This is a genomic window from Desulfovibrio oxyclinae DSM 11498 (assembly GCF_000375485.1).
Classification (GTDB): Bacteria; Desulfobacterota; Desulfovibrionia; order Desulfovibrionales; family Desulfovibrionaceae; genus Pseudodesulfovibrio; species Pseudodesulfovibrio oxyclinae.
Genome location: NZ_AQXE01000002.1, coordinates 239,038 through 256,485 on the forward strand (window position 1 = coordinate 239,038; position 17,448 = coordinate 256,485).

Consider the following 17,448-nt stretch of genomic DNA (forward strand, 5'->3'; position numbering starts at 1 on the left):
TGAATGGAAGGCCGCCCTGGTTGCGTGCGGTGGCTACTTTTTCCAGTACGGCGAGGAAAGGTCCTCGAAGGCGCTCATGGCGGCAACGGAACCTTCCCCGATGGCAGTGACGATCTGCTGCAATCCGCCCACGATGTCCCCTGCCGCGTAAATGCGCGGGATGCTCGTGCGCATTCTCGAATCCACCTCCACAAACCCTGCATCATCGGTCTTGAGGCCGATCATCCTGGCCAGATCGTTGCCCGGCACCTGCCCGATGGCCATGAACACGGCGTTCACCGGGATGTCGGTTTCCGAGTCGTCCGCCACGTTCCGCACGTGCAGGTGGGTGAGTTCCTCGCCTTCGCCTTCAATGCTCTCCACCACGGTGTTCCAGAGGACGGGGATTCCCTGCTTCTCCACCGAATCCACAAGCGCCTGCTGCGCCCGGAAGCTGTCGCGTCGGTGGATGATGGTCACGTCCACGCCGAGGCTCTTGAGATGCAGGGCATCCGTCAGGGCCGTGTTGCCTCCGCCGACCACCGCCGCCTTCTTGCCTTTGTACAAAAACGCATCGCATGAGGCGCAGAAGCTGACGCCCTTGCCCCAGTATTCGTCCTCGCCGGGAACGCCCAGCTTGCGGTACACCGCCCCGGTGGACAGCACGAGCGCGCGGGCCACGTAGTGGTGCATGTTGCTGATGACCTCGATGTTGCGGCCCACCTTGATCTCGACGGCCTCCTCGCCCTCGCGCACGGTGGTGTACTCCCGGGCGTGACGGGCCATGATGTCCACCAACTGCATGCCCGGAACCGAAGGAAAACCGGGATAGTTCTCGACCGTGGGGGTGGTCGCCACCTGTCCGCCCACGAGGTTCTTTTCCAGCACCACCGCCGTGAGACCGGCGCGTTCGGCATAGATGCCCGCCGTGAGCCCGGCCGGGCCGCCGCCGATGATCACGAGGTCCACCTCTTCGACGTCCTGAGTGTCTGCCGCACCATGGCTGTGTGCGAAATTTTCGGCGCTCTGCTTGGTCACCAGCTCCACCACGAATCGCTGTTCGGGGAAAAGACCGTCCATACGGTGTTCGCCGCCGTCCACCACTGTCAGCGGCACGGAGCCCACGTTGTGGCTACGGGCGAGCTTCTCGTTTTCCCCGGTTTCCACGCAGCGTGCGCGGATCAGCCCGGGTTTTTCAATGGCGCACTTGATGGCGTTGATCACCTGTCCCGGGCAGTAGGGGCAGGTGGGGCTGACGAAGACATCCACATTGCGCGGCTCGTCAAGCTCCGCCAGCAGGTTCTTGGACTCGTCGGAAAGACCGCTCTGCCCGAAGGACGCCAGCATGATGGCCGTGATGAAGGATTGTCCCTCCTCACCCAGCGGTGCGCCCTGAAAGCGGATGTCGTAATCATCCGGGTTCACCAGCAGGGTGGGGGATGCATCCACTTCGCGTCGGCGGGCCTGATCGGATTCGAGTGGAAATTCCTCGTAGGAAATATTGTCGCTCAGCCTGCCGAGGTCCTTGACGAACTTCATCAGGTATTCGTTGAAGGGCGCGTTGATTTCCTCGCTGGTAAAGACCTCGAAGCGTACCTCGCCGGGCATTTTGGAAAAATGTTCGGTGAGATGTTTGCGGGAGTCTTCCGGGAGGAACCACTCGTCCTGTTCTTTGGTCTTGCTGTTTTTGAAAAGGGACATCCATTTTCTCCGCTACGGTTTCTTGTACCGATACCCCATGACGCGCTCCAGAGACTCCTGAACCTTTTCCGGGTTCATGAGTTCGGCGAAGTCCTTGGCGGCCTGTTCCACGTCGATCTTCTTTTCCTTCTGGGTCACCACGAGGGTGGGCCTGCCCTTGGCGTCGCTGGCGTACCAGAGCGTTCTGGTAACCACCGAGTCCTCCTCGGTGAGCAGCTGGCGACCGGAGTTCCCGAAAAAGGATTCCGCGAAGGCAGCCTGTTTTTCGTGCCAGCTGTAGAGCACTTCCTCTCCCTGCGGCAGCGAACCTTCCACCTTGTTGCTCCATGAGCATTCGTCGAATATGGCTTTGAGTCTGGACATGGCGACCTCCGTGCAAAAGTCCGGATTTTCGGTGATTGTTGCACAAAAGCGCGATCAGGGAAAGAGGCGGGGCGCAATTTGATTGTCGAAAAAAAGGCTCCCCCCGGATTCGGGAGGAGCCTTGCGGATTCTTTTTGAAGAAAGCCTATTCGGTTTCCTTCTTCTTGCGGCCTTCCATGCGATGGCGCTCGGTGCCCGAGAGGGTGATCTTGCGCAGACGGATGTTCTGGGGAGTGACTTCCACCAGTTCGTCCTCGGTGATGAAGTTCAGGGCGCGCTCAAGGTTCATGGGCTTGACCGGGGTCAGCACCACGGCGTCGTCCTTGCCTGAGGCGCGGACGTTGGTGAGCTTCTTTTCCTTGCAGGGGTTCACGTTGATGTCGCCGGAGCGGTTGCGTTCGCCGACGATCATGCCTTCGTAAACGGACTCGCCCGCGGTGATGAACAGCTGGCCGCGCGGTTCGAGGTTGAACAGGGCGTAGGCCACGCCCTTGCCGGAGCGGTCGCTCACGATGGAACCGGTGCGGCGGGACGGGAACTCGCCACGGTAGTCGTCGTACCCTTCGAGGTAGGAGTTCATGATGCCGGTGCCCTTGGTGTCGGTCAGGAACTCGTCGCGGTAGCCGATGAGGGAGCGCGACGGCACGGAGAACTCCATGCGCACGCGGCCGGTGCCGTGGTTGACCATGTTGGTCATGCGCGCCTTGCGGGCGGAGAGCTTTTCCGTGACCACGCCGGTGAACTCTTCGTCGCAGTCCACGAACAGGCGCTCGATGGGCTCCTGAAGCTGGCCGTCCACCTTCTTGAAAATGACTTCGGGACGACCGACGGAAAGCTCGAAGCCTTCGCGGCGCATGGTTTCCACCAGAATGGCCATCTGGAATTCGCCGCGGCCCTTGACGATGAAGGCGTCGCGGCCGTCCGCGTCCTCCACCTGAATGGCCACGTTCAGCAGCGTTTCGCGATGCAGGCGTTCACGGATCTTGGTGCCCTGCACGAGCTTGCCTTCGGTCCCGGCCAGCGGGGAGGTGTTGATGCTGAAACGCATGGACACGGTGGGTTCGTCCACGGTGATGCGCTCAAGCGCCTTGGGGCTCTCCACGTGGCAGATGGTGTCGCCGATGCGCACGTCCTCGATGCCCGCGAGCACGATGATGTCGCCGGGCATGATCTTGTCGGCGGGAACGACCTTGGGGCCTTCGTAGGTCTGGAGTTTGGAGACCTTGAGGCGCGCCGGCGTCCCGTCTTCGCCGATGCAGGCCAGCGTGTCGTTGGCCTTGACCGAACCGTGGTGAACCTTGCCCACCGCGAGGCGCCCGAGATAGTCGGAGTAGGAAAGATCGGAGACGAGCATCTGGAACGGCTCGTTCTCGTCGTAAGCCGGGCCGGGGATTTCGCTGAGGATCAGGTCCAGCAGGATGTGCAGGTTCTCGCCGCGTTCTTCCGGGGATTCCATGGCGATGCCGTCGCGGCCGATGGCATAGAGCAGCGGGAATTCCAGCTGTTCCTCGGTGGCGTCGAGGTCGATGAACAGGTCATAGATTTCGTTGACCACTTCCTCGGGGCGTGCGTCCTGCCGGTCCACCTTGTTGATGACCACGATGATGTTCAGGCCGCGGTCCAGCGCTTTCTTGAGCACGAAACGGGTCTGGGGCAGGGGGCCTTCGGATGCGTCCACGAGCAGGATGGCGCCGTCGGCCATGGACAGGCTGCGTTCCACCTCGCCGCCGAAGTCGGCGTGGCCGGGGGGATCGATGATGTTGATCTTGGTGTCTTTCCAGTGGACCGAACAGTTCTTGGCGGCGATGGTGATGCCGCGCTCGCGTTCGAGGTCCATGCTGTCCATGATGCGTTCGTCCACTTCCTGTCCTTCGCGGAACAGTCCGGACTGCCTGAACATGCCGTCGACCAGTGTTGTCTTGCCGTGGTCAACGTGGGCGATGATGGCGATATTCCTTAAATTGTCGTTACGCACGAGGTCCTTCATGTGCCTTCCTGCCTCTGAGATGTGAGATATTGGTCCGCCGGACGGCGGCGTGTTGGAGGTACGGCATATCGGGGACGTTGTAAATATATTGTTCATGTACTTCGCGTAAAGGATTTTGATCCAGACACCGTGTACTTCCCGTTTGCGGACGGCGGTGCGCGTTTCTGTCGGCCGCAGTCTTCGCTTTTTGTTTGCAAAAATGATAGAGAAGGACAGGTCTCGTCGGGGGGCGGAGCCTGTTGCAAAAAAGGGGGAGTCATGGCGATAGCGAGTCGGCAGGCGGTGATCACCAGTGCGCTTGTGGTGACGGGGAACATGGTCGGCGCGGGCATTCTGGCGCTGCCGGTGAATCTTGGACCGGCGGGCGTGCTCCCGGCTCTTTCGGGCATCGTCCTCATGTGGCTGCTCATGACCACCACCGCGATCATATATTCCGAACAGAAAAGCCTGGTGCAGAGCGAAACCGCGGATCTGCCGAGTTTTTTCGGCTCGGAGCTCGGCACGGCGGGTAAGTGGATCAGCATCGTCGCCAACCTCATTATTCTTTATGGCGTTCTGGTGGCCTACCTCGCGGGCGTGGCCTCCATCATCAATCATCTTTTCCACATCGACCTGCCCGGCTGGGTGACCACAGTTGGCTACTTCGCCTTCGCCACGCTCATGACGAGCTTCGGCGCGGTGGTCATGGCGCGCGGAAACGCCGTGCTCATGCTGCTCATGTGGGGCACGTTCGCCATGCTGGTGTTCATGACCGTCCCGACCATGAGCGCGACGAATCTCGGCTTCTCGGACTGGGGATTCCTGCCGTCAGGACTGCCGGTGCTCATCACGGCCTTTCATTTTCACAATATCATCCCCACCATCTGCCGCACGCTGAAACAGGACCGCCGGGCCATACGCACGGCCATCATCGGCGGCACGTCGCTGGGGCTTTTCATGAACATCGTCTGGGTGGTGGTCGTGTGTCTCGCGCTGCCGCTGAGCGGCGCGGACGATTCGGTGGTGTACGCCTTTCGGAATAATCTGCCTGCGACCATCCCGCTGGCGGAGATGATCGCCTCGCCCGTTTTCATGCAGGCCGCGCTGGTCTTTTCCGTGGTTGCCATGACTACGTCCTTCATGGCCAACGGTACCGCGCTCCTGTCGTTCATCCGCGACCTGACGAGCACCTATCTGGGCGTCTCCGGCATGAAGCTGGTTTGGCCGCTGGCGTTTCTGCCCCCGCTGGCCGTGGGCATTTTCTATCCCGATGTCTTTCTGATTGCCCTGAACATCGCCGGAGGGCTCGGGGAGAACCTGCTGTTCGGCATACTTCCCGGATTCCTGCTGGTACGCTATTTCTCGAAAGGGAGCTTCCGGCACCGGCTGGGCCTGTTTCTCGTGGCGGCCTTCAGCGCCGTGCTGATCATCGAACTCGGACAGGAGTTCGGCCTGCTGAACATTTCTCCGGACGTGGAATACTGGACCGCGCATCACGTACAACCGTAACGACGAAGAGCAAGGAGTGCCGCTCATGACCAATGAATGCCGCCTGGAACACGACTGCATCGGACAGCTGGAAGTCCCCTGCGACGCCTATTACGGTTGCCAGACGCTGCGGGCCATGCAGAATTATCCCATTACCGACATACCCATTTCGCACCATCCGCGCCTTTTGCGCGCGCTGGCCTACATCAAGATGGCCTGCGCCGAGGCCAACTCCTCGCTGGGGCTTCTGGACGAGCAGATAGCCCGGGCCATCTTCAAGGCCGGAGAGGAAATCGTGGGCGGCAAGCTGCACGACCAGTTCGTGGTGGACGTGATTCAGGGCGGGGCCGGAACGTCGACCAACATGAACGCCAACGAGGTCATCTGCAACCGCGCACTGGAAATTCTCGGGTATGAAAAGGGCCGGTATGACATTGTTCACCCCAACAACCACGTGAACATGTCACAGTCCACCAATGACGTGTACCCAACCGCGCTGCGACTTGCGCTGATTCTTGAGATTCAGGACCTCATGGAGGCCATGGACTACCTCAAGGATGCCTTTGCCGGGAAAGGCAAGGAGTTCGGCCACGTGCTCAAGATGGGTCGCACCCAGCTTCAGGACGCGGTGCCCATGACCCTCGGTCAGGAATTCGACGCATGGGCCACCATGATCGGCGAGGATATCGAACGGCTGCGCGAGGCGCGGCATCTGGTGCACGAGATCAACATGGGGGCCACCGCCATCGGCACCGGCCTGAACGCGCACCCCGATTATGCGCGTACCGTGCTGGAGAAGCTGACGGCGTTGACGTCGCTGCCGCTGGTCTGCTCGGCCAACCTCGTGGAAGCCACGCAGGATACGGGAGCCTACGTGCAGCTTTCGGGCGTGCTCAAGCGCGTGACGGTCAAGCTTTCCAAGATATGCAACGATCTGCGACTGCTCTCCAGCGGCCCGCGCTGCGGGCTCAACGAGATCAATCTGCCGCCCATGGCGCCGGGGTCCTCCATCATGCCGGGCAAGGTGAACCCGGTTATTCCGGAGGTGGTCAATCAGGTGGCGTTTCGCGTCATTGGCAACGACCTGACCGTGACCATGGCGGCCGAAGGCGGTCAGCTGGAGCTCAACGTCATGGAGCCGGTGCTCGGCCACAGTCTGTTCGAGTCGCTCTCGATTCTCCGCCGTGCCTGCCTGACGCTGGCGGACCGCTGCATCAAGGGCATCACCGCCAACGAAGAGCGTTGCCGGGAGATGGTGGAGCATTCCATCGGGCTGGTCACGGCCCTCAATCCGTTCATCGGGTATGAAAAATCGACGGAGATTGCCAAGGAGGCCCTTGCGTCAGGGCGTTCGGTTTATGACATCGTGCTGGAAAAAGGGTACCTTACACAGGAGGAATTGGAGGATATCCTGCACCCGGACAACATGACCAAGCCGCGGTATTTCTGCCGTAAGTGATTGAGTTAATGGGCTTTGCGGTTTCGGCGGCGGACGTTTGTTCGAAAGTGGTACGGCTTTTGTAGTAAAAGGGCATCTTTAAGGAAAAGCGTCGGAAAACCGTCGGCCCGGCCCAGGGAAGGGCAGGGAGCAAAGGAGGCCAGGGATGCGCCGTTTCATTATTCTCGTTTCGACCATGGTTGCGTTGATGCTGCTTTCGGGTTGCGCCAGCCTGAACAAGCTCAATCCGTTCCCGCAGCATATTTATTCCTCGGGCGGAGGGTACCGCTCCGGCAAGAGCGGCGGCGCGGTGGACCGCAGCGGCAAGACCAAGCCGTACACCATCGCCGGGAAGAGGTATTACCCTCTCCAGACCGCGGCGGGATACGACACTGTCGGGACGGCGTCATGGTACGGCAGCGATTTCCACGGCCGCAAGACCGCCAACGGCGAAATTTACGACATGTACGGCGTTTCCGCCGCGCACAAGACGCTTCCCCTCGGCACGCGGGTCCATGTGACCAACCTCGAAAACGGCCGGGACGTGGTACTTGTGATCAACGACCGGGGACCGTTCGTGCGTGGTCGCATCATCGATCTTTCCTACGGAGCGGCCAGACGGCTGGACATCGTGCAGAAGGGCACCGCCAAGGTCCGTGTAAAGGCCATCGGCACCGCTCCTTCTCCCACCGTCACCATGGCTTCTTCCAACAAGGCCTATCAGGTCCGCGTGGGCGCCTTTGCCAACAGGAACAACGCCGTGCGCACGCATCGCGAGCTGCGCCGAAGCGGCCACCGCGGGGCACGCATTGCCACCATCCGCAATAACGGACGCACGCTGCACGTGGTGCAGGCCGGCACGTTCTCGGATCGCAGACAGGCAGAACGCGTCCTGCGCAAGTTGCAGCGGCAGTTCCCTTCCAGCTACATCACCAGTTGAAATCGAGTTGTGAGAAAATGAAGAAACGGCCGGATGAGAATCCGGTCGTTTTTTTATTTGCGGGGGTCAGCGATAGTGACGAAGAATTGCTTCAAGTCTTCCGTCCTGCCGCATGGCTTCCAGCTCTTCGCTGATTCGCTCCACCACCGGTTCCCAGCGCTCGCTGCGGTGGAAGAGGTATCGGTACCATGCACTGCCGACGGGTTCCGAGTGGAGTCTGAAAGGTTCGTGAGCGAGGTCCGGGTTCTGCTTGAACATCCACAACGTCTCCCGATAGTTGACCACGGCGGCGTCGGCGCGGCCTTCGCGGACGAGGCTGAGCATCTGGCCGGGGTGCGTAGCGTTTACCCGGCGGACCAGTCCCTGCTGGAAAAGCGGTTCGAGGTCAGGGTAGACGAAGCTGTCTATGACCGCCACGCGCTTACCCATCAGGTCGTCCGGGCCGTCATAGTCGAAATCGTTCTGTTTGTGCGTCAGCAAAACATCGACGGACTGAAGGAAGGGTATTGTCCAGAGGTACTGCTCCGGGGCGTGCGTCCATTCGATGGCTTTGGCGTGGGCGTCCACTTCGCCGCTTCGCAGCATGATCCAGCCGCGCTTGTCAGGCAGTTGGCGCACTTCGACGCTGAGTCCGAGTGGCGCTGCCGCTTCGGCGAGGACGTCCACCAGCACGCCGCGTCCTGCCGCGTTCGGGGTGCCGGTGATGTAGGGCGGCCAGTCGGTGTCGGGCAGGAAAAAATCGATGGTATCGTCTGCCGCGAGCGAGGTGCCGGGCAGAGCAGGCAGGGCCACCAGCATGAAAAGGGCAACTGAGGTTCTCAGGAGCCGGGTAAAGTGAAAGGTGCCCATGGCGTCTGCTGACTCCCTGCAATTGGGTTGTCTCGGGACGGTCCGTGGCTGTAAAGGCCGGGTTCGTCCTCGGAAGAACCCGGCCGATGATGCTACTGCTTAAGCCGCCATTCGCCGTTGGAGTCGCGGTAGGCCTTGGCCATGACCTTGTCTCCGTCCGGCCCGCTTTCGCTGATGACCACGTCGCGGTAGACCCGGTCGTTTTCCATGTACGGCGGGGAAGGAGTGGCGGAATACTGCGCGCCGGTGTCGGGGTTGACCCAACTATGGGTCTGATGGGATTTGCCGGTCTCAAGCGTCTGCTGGACCTGCTGTTCGTCGTGCTTGTCCCACTCGTTGCCGACGATGTAGCCCATCAGGAGCCCGACGCCCGCTCCGATGGCGGCTCCAGAGACCTTGTTCTTGAAGGTCAGGGCGCCGATGGTCGCACCGGCCATTGCGCCGAGTCCGGCCCCGGACTGGGCCTTGTTCGCGCAACCGTAGCCTGCGGCCAGAAAGGTTGTCAGCATGATGATTACCAGTGCTTTGCGCATACGTTCTCCTGCGTGTTGTTTGGGATTTGAATATACTGTAGCCAATCGCCGTCGGCCTGTCATCCTGAACATGAAACGGCTTCCTCGCATTGACAAAAAACTCTCGGGGCACCATGCTTACCGTTCGGCCCGTTCCGGGTACGGCCCACCCACCGGAGTATGAGGATGAAGAAGATATACCTTGCGATGGCCATCGTGCTGATGACTGCCGTCTGCGCCCATGCCCAGCTGGAGAAGGTCAAGAAGAGCGTTCTCTACATCAACTCCTACCATCACGGTTACCGCTGGTCGGACAGCATCTTCGAGGGAATCCGCGAAGCGCTGGAGCAGAGCGAGTTCAAGATCGACCTGCAGGTCGAGTACATGGACACCAAGAAGTACGACTACGATTTCTCGGCCGAAAGGCTGCTGCCTCTTTTCCGGGACAAGTTCCGCAAGGACAGCTTCGACGTGGTCATCGTCTCGGACAACGACGCCTTCACTTTCGCCCTTGACCATCGTGAGGAATTGTTTCCGGGCGTTCCCATCGTGTTTTGCGGCGTGAACGACTTCAGCATCGACAGCGTGAAGAACGTCACCGGCGTGGTGGAGAATTTTCCGGTGGCCGATACGCTGGATCTGGCGCTGGAACTCAAGCCCTACATGGACAAGGTTATCGTCGTGGGCGACCGTTCCACCGCTGGGCGGACCATCCGCAGGCAGGTCGAGGCCGTCATGCCTTTCTTCGAGGGACGGCTGGAGTTCGAATACTGGTCCGACCTGACTCTGAGGCAGGTTTTGCAGCGTACCGAGCATCTGCCGCCCAACGCCTTTCTCTTCTTCATTCCGTATTACGTAACGCTCGACGGCCGTTCCTATACCTCCGAGGAGGTGGTGCAGGCCATATCCAACAGCAGCAACGTGCCCATTTTCACGGCGTGGGAGTTCCTCATAGGCCATGGCGCCCTCGGCGGCAGCCTGATCAGCGGCTACGAGCACGGGCGGCTTGCGGCCATGCTCGCCCTGCGCATCCTCAGGGGGGAGAATGCGGACGAGATTCCCATCATCCAGCGCCCGCAAGGCGACTACTTCTTTGACTACAATGTCATGAAGAAACTGGGCATCGAGGAAAGCCAGCTTCCCGATGGCAGCCGGATCGTGAACATGCCCAAGGCGTTCTACGAACTGCCCAAGCAGCTCTTCTGGACCATCATGATTTTCATCCTCGTGTTGGTGATCGTGCTGGTCTTTCTCACCTACACCATCGTGGAGCGAAAGCGGGTCGAGAAGCGCATCAAGGAGCAGCTCTCGTTTCAGGAAATCCTCATGGACACCATCCCGCAGCTCGTCAGCTGGAAAGACAGTGAGCAGCGGTATCTCGGCGCGAACCGGGCCTTTACCGAGTTTTTCGGGATTGGCGACCCACAGGCGCTCATGGGACGCACCGACTCCGAATCCCTGCCGCAGCGCGATTTCGCGGAATGGGTCGGAGCGCTCGACCGGCAGGTGGTCCGCACCCGCAAGGCGCTGCGAAAGATTCGGCGCAACGTCCAGAACGGGCAGGGGCGCGAGGCGTGGCTTGAACTCAACAAGGTCCCGCTGTTCGACCAGAACGGCAAGGCCGTGGGAACGCTCTCCACCGCGGAAAACATCACCAAGGAACGCGACCTCGAAAAGCAGCTTATCCAATCCCAGAAGATGGAGGCCATCGGCACGCTTGCCGGCGGCATCGCGCACGACTTCAACAACATTCTCACGTCCATCATCAACTCCACAGAGCTGGCCATGCTTGACGTTGACCCGGACTCGCTGGCGGGCAAGGATCTGGACCGCGTGCTCAAGGCGGCCCGGCGCGGCGGGCATGTGGTCAAGCAGATACTGGCCTTCAGCCGCCCCTCGCAGGAAGGGTTCCGCCCTACGGACATCGGCGAGGTGGTGGAGGAGGTTCTCGGGCTGGTCAAGGCGTCCATGCCCGGCAACATCCAGATCAGCGCGGAGCTGGAAAAGGACGTCCCGGCCACGTGGGCCGATCCCACGCAGCTGCATCAGGTGGTGCTCAACCTGTGCACCAACTCGTTTCAGGCGCTGCGGGAGACCGGCGGCATCCTGCGTGTGGAGCTTGGCGGAACCGATCTGGACGAGGAGGACGCGCGCACGGTCAACCTCGACCCCGGACATTATCTCCGGCTGGCGATAATCGATAACGGTCCGGGCATTCCGGCGGAAATTCTGGACAAGATTTTCGATCCGTTTTTCACCACCAAGGGCAAGGCGGAAGGCACCGGCCTCGGACTTGCGGTGGTGCACGGCATCGTCAAGGGGCATAACGGCGGCATCCGCGTAAGCAGCTCTGCCGGAAAACAGACCGCTTTCGAAATCTATCTTCCCCTTCTGGACGAAGGGCAGGACGCGCCCACCGCGCTGGTGGAAGGACTGGTGCAGGGCGATGGTCGCATCCTCTTTGTGGAGGACGACCCGGATCAGCTGGAAACCACGCCCCGTCTGCTGGAGAGTCTCGGATACAGCGTGAGTCCCGCGGCGGACGTCATGCGCGCGCTGGAGTTCGTGGCGCAGGCCGAGGAGGATTTCGACCTTGTCATCACCGACTTCGACATGCCCGGCGCCAACGGCGTGGACCTGGCCGAGACCCTCGCGGACATAGTCCCGGGACTCCCGCTGCTGCTGGTTTCCGGCCGTGAAGATGCCGTGGCGGCTGCTTCGGGTTTGCCAAATATAAAGCGCGTTGTTATCAAGCCCTACGACAAAAACATCATCGCCGAGGCGGTGGCTACCGTTTTAAGCGATGCGAAACGAGGTGATACGTGGCCCGAATCCTGATCATAGATGACGATCCGCAAGTCTGCGGCACCATTGAAAGTCTCTCTACCCGGATGGCGCACAAGCCGTCCAAGGCGCTGACTCTCGACGAGGGACTGCGCCGCGTGCGGCAGGGAGGGATAGATGTGGTGTTCCTTGATGTCCGGCTGCCAGACGGCAACGGCCTCGACATCCTGCCGGAAATCGTATCGCTCCCCGAAGCGCCCGAGGTTATCATCCTCACCGGTCGCGGGGATCCTGACGGGGCGGAGCTGGCCATCCAGCAGGGCGTCTGGGACTACCTGCTCAAGCCGAGCTCCGTGCGTGAGATCACCCTCACGCTGGGCCGGGCTCTGAAATATCGCGACCAGAAGCTCGCCAAGTCCGCGCTGGAAAATCTGGAACTCAGCGGTGTCATCGGCGAGAGTCCGACGTTCAAGAGCACCCTGCGCCAGTTGGCGGAAGCGGCCCGTGCGGATTCCAACGTGCTGGTCACCGGCGAGACCGGGACCGGCAAGGAGCTTTTCGCCCGTACCATCCACCGCAACAGCGGCCGCAAAGGCGGCAGTTTCGTGGTTGTGGATTGTGCATCGCTCACGGAGTCGCTGGTGGAGAGCACGCTGTTCGGCCACAAGAAGGGGGCGTTCACCGGCGCGCATTCCGACCGCACCGGCCTCGTGAAGCTGGCTGACGGCGGCACGCTTTTCCTCGACGAAGTGGGGGAGATGCCCCTGTCGATCCAGAAGTCTTTTCTGCGTGTGCTTCAGGAACGTACGTTCCGGCCCGTGGGCGGCACATCGGAACTTCAAAGCGATTTCCGGCTGCTCTCCGCAACCAATCAGGATCTTGAAAAGCTTGTTGAACAGGGCGAGTTCCGCAGCGATCTGCTGTTCCGGCTCAAGACCATGCAGATTCACCTGCCGCCCCTGCGTATGCGTCCGGAAGACATCCGTATTCTCGCCCAGTGGCAGACCGAGCGCGTCTGTCGCCGGTACGGCGTGGCGGAGAAGGGGTTCGGCTCCGATTTCCTGCCCACGCTGGAAAGCTACGAGTGGCCCGGCAACGTGCGGGAACTGCTGAACATCATGGAGCAGACCGTGGTCGGTGCCGGCGAGGAAAAGACCCTGTATTCCATGCATTTGCCCCGCGAGCTTCGCATCAAGGTCGCCCGGGCGCAGATCCACAAGATGACCGGTTCCGATTCTTCGGACGACGCCCAGCCGGGTCGCAAGCTCGGGCAGGACATCTTCGAGGAAATCTTCGAGCAGCAGCTTCCGGCTCTTCGCGACTTCAAGTCCATGGCCGAGAAAGCCTACCTTGAAGAGCTCATCCGCCAGTGCGAGGGCGATGTGCCCAAGACGCTCTCCGTCTCAGGGCTCTCACGCTCGCATTTTTACGCCCTGCTGAAGAAGTACGGCCTATCACTCTAGACACCCGCTGACGAGTCCCTGTCCGAAATTTCGGACAAAGTAAGGTTAATAATTTTGGATGTTTGCGAACTCGGTTTTCCGGTTCGTTACCTTTGTCTTCTTTTTCACACAGTCATGGGCCCGAAACGTGTCCGAATTTTCGGACTCAGAGGGTTATAGAAGATGTCCACGGGAGGTGATTATAATCCTACTCATTCGAATTTTCTGCATTATTGGGAGTTGAGAAAGTTTGGCATGGTTCTTGGTAATAGGTGAAAGCCACCCACATCCGAAGTGTGATGACACCGTTTGTAAACCCATCGCCCGAAACGGGCGCAAGGAGAGTTGAATGGCTAAGAAAATGAAAACCATGGACGGCAACACCGCCACCACGCATGTGGCGTATGCCATGAGCGAATGTGCGGCGATCTATCCGATCACCCCGTCTTCCACCATGGGCGAAATCGCCGATGAGTGGGCCGCGCAAGGTCGCACCAACATTTTCGGACAGAAAGTGATGGTCCGCCAGCTGCAGTCCGAAGCGGGCGCCGCAGGCGCCGCACACGGCTGTCTGGCCGCCGGAGCCCTGACCTCGACCTTTACCGCGTCGCAGGGCCTGTTGCTCATGATCCCGAATATGTACAAGATTTCCGGCGAACTGCTTCCGGGCGTGTTCCACGTTTCCGCTCGCGCCATCGCCGCCCACGCCCTGTCCATCTTCGGTGACCATCAGGACGTCATGGCCTGCCGCCAGACCGGTTTCGCCATGGTCGCTTCCGCTTCCGTGCAGGAAGCCATGGACCTGGCGCTGGTCTCGCACCTGGCCTCCATCGAATCCAGCGTGCCCTTCATGCACTACTTTGACGGTTTCCGTACCTCCCATGAAATCCAGAAGGTCGAAGTCATCGATTACGAAGACATGGCCAAGCTGGTGAACATGGAGAAGGTCGACGAGTTCCGTCAGCGCTCCATGAACCCCGAGCACCCGCAGCTGCGCGGCACCGCACAGAACCCGGACATCTACTTCCAGGGCCGCGAAGCCGCCAACCCGTACTACGATCGTCTTACCGACATCGTGGTTGCCGAGATGGACAAGGTCTCCAAGCTCACCGGCCGCTCCTACAAGCCGTTCGACTACGTGGGCGCACCCGATGCAGACCGCGTGATCGTCTCCATGGGCTCCTCCTGCGAGACCATCGAAGAAGTGGTCAACCACCTCAACGCCAACGGCGAGAAGGTCGGCCTGATCAAGGTCCGCCTGTACCGTCCGTTCTCCGCTGAGCACTTCATGTCCGTTCTTCCGGAATCCGTTGCACGCCTGACCGTGCTGGACCGCACCAAGGAGCCCGGCTCCGTTGGCGATCCGCTGTACGAAGACGTCTGCACCGTGTTCGCCGAAAAGGGCGGCGCTCCGGAAGTCATCCCGGGCCGTTACGGACTGGGGTCCAAGGAATTCGATCCCGCCATGGTCAAGTCCGTCTTTGACAACATGGCCGTAGACGCTCCGAAGAACCACTTCGTCGTGGGCATCGAAGACGATGTCACCAATACTTCCCTGCCCGTTGAAGGCGCTCTGGACACCACCCCCAAGGGTACCGTGCAGTGTAAATTCTGGGGTCTGGGTTCCGACGGCACCGTCGGCGCCAACAAGCAGGCGATCAAGATCATCGGTGACAACACCGACCTGTACGCGCAGGGATACTTTGCTTACGACTCCAAGAAGTCCGGCGGCATCACCGTGTCCCACCTGCGCTTTGGTGCAGAGCCGATCCAGTCCACCTACCTGGTTTCCGCAGCCGACTACGTCGCCTGCCATAAGGCCAGCTACGTGAACCAGTACGACCTGCTCGAAGGCATCAAGGACGGCGGCACCTTCGTCATGAACTCCTCCTGGAATACCGTGGAGGAAATGGACGAGCACCTGCCCGCCGCCATGAAGCGCACCATCGCCGAGAAGGGTCTGAAGTTCTACAACATCGACGCCGTCAAGATCGCCGGTGAAGTGGGACTGGGTAACCGCATCAACATGGTGATGCAGACCGCTTTCTTCAAGCTGGCAGACGTGATCCCGTTCGAGCAGGCAGTCAAGCTGCTCAAGGACGGCATCCACACCGCCTACGGCAAGAAGGGCGAAAAGATCGTCAACATGAACATCGCCGCGGTGGACAACGCCGAAGCTGCTCTGGTTGAGATCGAAGTTCCCGAATCCTGGAAGAACGCTGAAGACGCTCCCGCCGCCAAGAGCGACGAGCCCGCGTTCATCTCCGACGTGGTTCGCCCCATCCTGGCTCAGAAGGGTGACGACCTGCCTGTTTCCGCCTTCAGCGCGGACGGCCTGTTCCCGGTCGCCACTTCCAAATACGAAAAGCGCGGCGTTGCCATCAACGTTCCCGAATGGATCGCCGACAACTGCATCCAGTGTAACCAGTGCTCCTTCGTCTGCCCGCACAGCGCCCTGCGCCCGGTGCTGGCCACCGAAGATGAGATGGCTTCCGCTCCGGAAACCTTCAAGACGCTGGACGCCAAGGGCAAGCAGGTCAAGGGCCTCAAGTNCCGTATGCAGGTCAGCACCCTCGACTGCCTCGGCTGCGGCAACTGCGCCGATATCTGCCCGGCCAAGGAATCCGCACTGGTCATGAAGCCGCTGCACACCCAGACCGAAGCCGAAGTGCCCAACTTCGACTTCTCCGAGACCGTTTCCTTCAAGGACGATCTCATGCCGCGCACCACGGTGAAGGGCAGCCAGTTCCAGCAGTCCCTGATGGAATTCTCCGGCGCCTGCTCCGGTTGCGGCGAAACCCCGTACGTCAAGGCCATCACCCAGATGTTCGGCGAGCGCATGATCATCGCCAACGCCACCGGTTGCTCCTCCATCTGGGGCGCTTCCGCACCGACCACCCCGTACTGCGTGAACAAGGACGGACACGGTCCGGCCTGGGGTAACTCCCTGTTCGAAGACGCTGCGGAATTCGGTTACGGCATGGGTATGGCCATCGAACAGCGCCGCGAACTGCTGGCCTCCAAGGTCCGCAAGGCTCTGGACGAAGGCGTTGACGCTGAAGTCGCCGCCGCCATGAACGAATGGCTGGAAGGCAAGGACTTCGCTGCCAAGTCCCGCGAAGCCGGCGACAAACTCAAGGGCATGCTGGAAGGCAAGGCCGGTCTGCTGGGCGAAATCGCCAAGGACGCCGACCTGCTGACCAAGAAGTCCATGTGGATCTTCGGCGGCGACGGCTGGGCCTACGACATCGGTTTCGGCGGCGTGGACCACGTCCTCGCTTCCGGCGAAGACATCAACATCTTCGTCATGGACACCGAAGTCTACTCCAACACCGGCGGACAGTCCTCCAAGGCTACTCCGCTCGGCTCCATCGCCAAGTTCGCCGCGGCGGGCAAGCGCACCGGCAAGAAGGATCTGGGCCGCATGGCCATGACCTACGGATACGTCTACGTGGCTTCCATCGCCATGGGCGCCGACAAGCAGCAGACCATGAAGGCCATCCAGGAGGCTGAAGCCTACCCCGGACCGTCCGTCATCATCTGCTACGCTCCCTGCATCAACCAGGGCATCCGCAAGGGCATGGGCAAGACCCAGTACGAGCAGAAGCTCGCGGTGGATTCCGGCTACTGGCCGCTGTACCGCTACAACCCCGAACTGGCCGACGAGGGCAAGAATCCGTTCATTCTGGATTCCAAGGCTCCCGACGGATCCATGCAGGAGTTCCTGGCGGGCGAAAACCGCTACGCACTGCTTGAGCGCATGCACCCCGAGGATTCCAAGGAACTGCGCAAGCAGATCGAAGAAGACTACAACGAGCGTTACGAGGCTCTGAAGTACATGGCCGAGGCCGACTACTTCACCCCCGCAGCGCATGAACCGGCCGAAGCTGGTGAAGCGGGCGAAGCCTGCACCACCATGGACACCCCGGAACAGGCCCGCCCCGACAGCGGCGAAGCCTGCGACGACGGCAGAGCCGGTAAATAAG

At 60.7% G+C, this 17,448-nt stretch carries 11 protein-coding genes; 6 read left to right on the forward strand and 5 right to left on the reverse strand.

The window, feature by feature from the left end:
• Positions 1-33 precede the first annotated feature (33 nt).
• The 3 genes from B149_RS0103760 to typA all read right to left on the reverse strand — a co-directional run bounded on the left by B149_RS0103760 (position 34) and on the right by typA (position 4,030).
• Positions 34-1,680, reverse strand: a complete 1,647-nt coding sequence (locus B149_RS0103760; RefSeq protein ID WP_018123830.1) for an FAD-dependent oxidoreductase — start codon at positions 1,678-1,680, stop codon at positions 34-36.
• A gap of 12 nt (positions 1,681-1,692) precedes the next feature.
• Positions 1,693-2,043: a hypothetical protein gene (locus tag B149_RS0103765; protein WP_018123831.1), complete on the reverse strand. Its 351-nt coding sequence runs from the start codon at positions 2,041-2,043 to the stop codon at positions 1,693-1,695.
• A 145-nt stretch (positions 2,044-2,188) separates the two neighbouring features.
• A complete protein-coding gene (gene typA / locus B149_RS0103770; RefSeq protein WP_018123832.1) occupies positions 2,189-4,030 on the reverse strand; it encodes a translational GTPase TypA in 1,842 nt (613 codons plus the stop codon).
• A 258-nt stretch (positions 4,031-4,288) separates the two neighbouring features.
• On the opposite strand from typA, the gene B149_RS0103775 reads away from it, so the two are divergent.
• The 3 genes from B149_RS0103775 to B149_RS0103785 all read left to right on the forward strand — a co-directional run bounded on the left by B149_RS0103775 (position 4,289) and on the right by B149_RS0103785 (position 7,875).
• The gene (locus B149_RS0103775; protein WP_018123833.1) at positions 4,289-5,518 is read left to right on the forward strand and encodes an aromatic amino acid transport family protein; all 1,230 of its coding nucleotides are present in this window, start codon (positions 4,289-4,291) and stop codon (positions 5,516-5,518) included.
• A gap of 25 nt (positions 5,519-5,543) precedes the next feature.
• Entirely contained in the window at positions 5,544-6,956 is a 1,413-nt protein-coding gene (aspA, locus tag B149_RS0103780; protein WP_018123834.1) for an aspartate ammonia-lyase, read from the forward strand.
• A 145-nt stretch (positions 6,957-7,101) separates the two neighbouring features.
• Positions 7,102-7,875: a septal ring lytic transglycosylase RlpA family protein gene (locus B149_RS0103785; RefSeq protein WP_018123835.1), complete on the forward strand. Its 774-nt coding sequence runs from the start codon at positions 7,102-7,104 to the stop codon at positions 7,873-7,875.
• A gap of 66 nt (positions 7,876-7,941) precedes the next feature.
• Here B149_RS0103785 and B149_RS0103790 read toward each other — a convergent pair whose 3' ends face one another.
• A complete protein-coding gene (locus B149_RS0103790; protein ID WP_018123836.1) occupies positions 7,942-8,724 on the reverse strand; it encodes a substrate-binding periplasmic protein in 783 nt (260 codons plus the stop codon).
• Positions 8,725-8,816: 92 nt separating this feature from the next.
• The gene (locus tag B149_RS0103795) at positions 8,817-9,257 is read right to left on the reverse strand and encodes a glycine zipper domain-containing protein (protein WP_018123837.1); all 441 of its coding nucleotides are present in this window, start codon (positions 9,255-9,257) and stop codon (positions 8,817-8,819) included.
• Between the two features lie 165 nt (positions 9,258-9,422).
• On the opposite strand from B149_RS0103795, the gene B149_RS0103800 reads away from it, so the two are divergent.
• The 3 genes from B149_RS0103800 (at position 9,423) to nifJ (ending at position 17,447) form a co-directional block, all read left to right on the forward strand.
• Positions 9,423-12,074, forward strand: a complete 2,652-nt coding sequence (locus B149_RS0103800) for a hybrid sensor histidine kinase/response regulator (RefSeq protein WP_018123838.1) — start codon at positions 9,423-9,425, stop codon at positions 12,072-12,074.
• On the forward strand, positions 12,059-13,483 hold the full coding sequence (locus tag B149_RS0103805; protein WP_018123839.1) for a sigma-54-dependent transcriptional regulator: 1,425 nt from the start codon (positions 12,059-12,061) through the stop codon (positions 13,481-13,483). Before B149_RS0103800 ends, B149_RS0103805 begins: the two co-directional genes overlap by 16 nt.
• Before the next feature lie 328 nt (positions 13,484-13,811).
• Complete coding sequence (gene nifJ / locus B149_RS0103810; RefSeq protein ID WP_018123840.1) at positions 13,812-17,447, forward strand: pyruvate:ferredoxin (flavodoxin) oxidoreductase; 3,636 nt, start codon at positions 13,812-13,814, stop codon at positions 17,445-17,447.
• The last annotated feature ends 1 nt before the right edge of the window (position 17,448 follow it).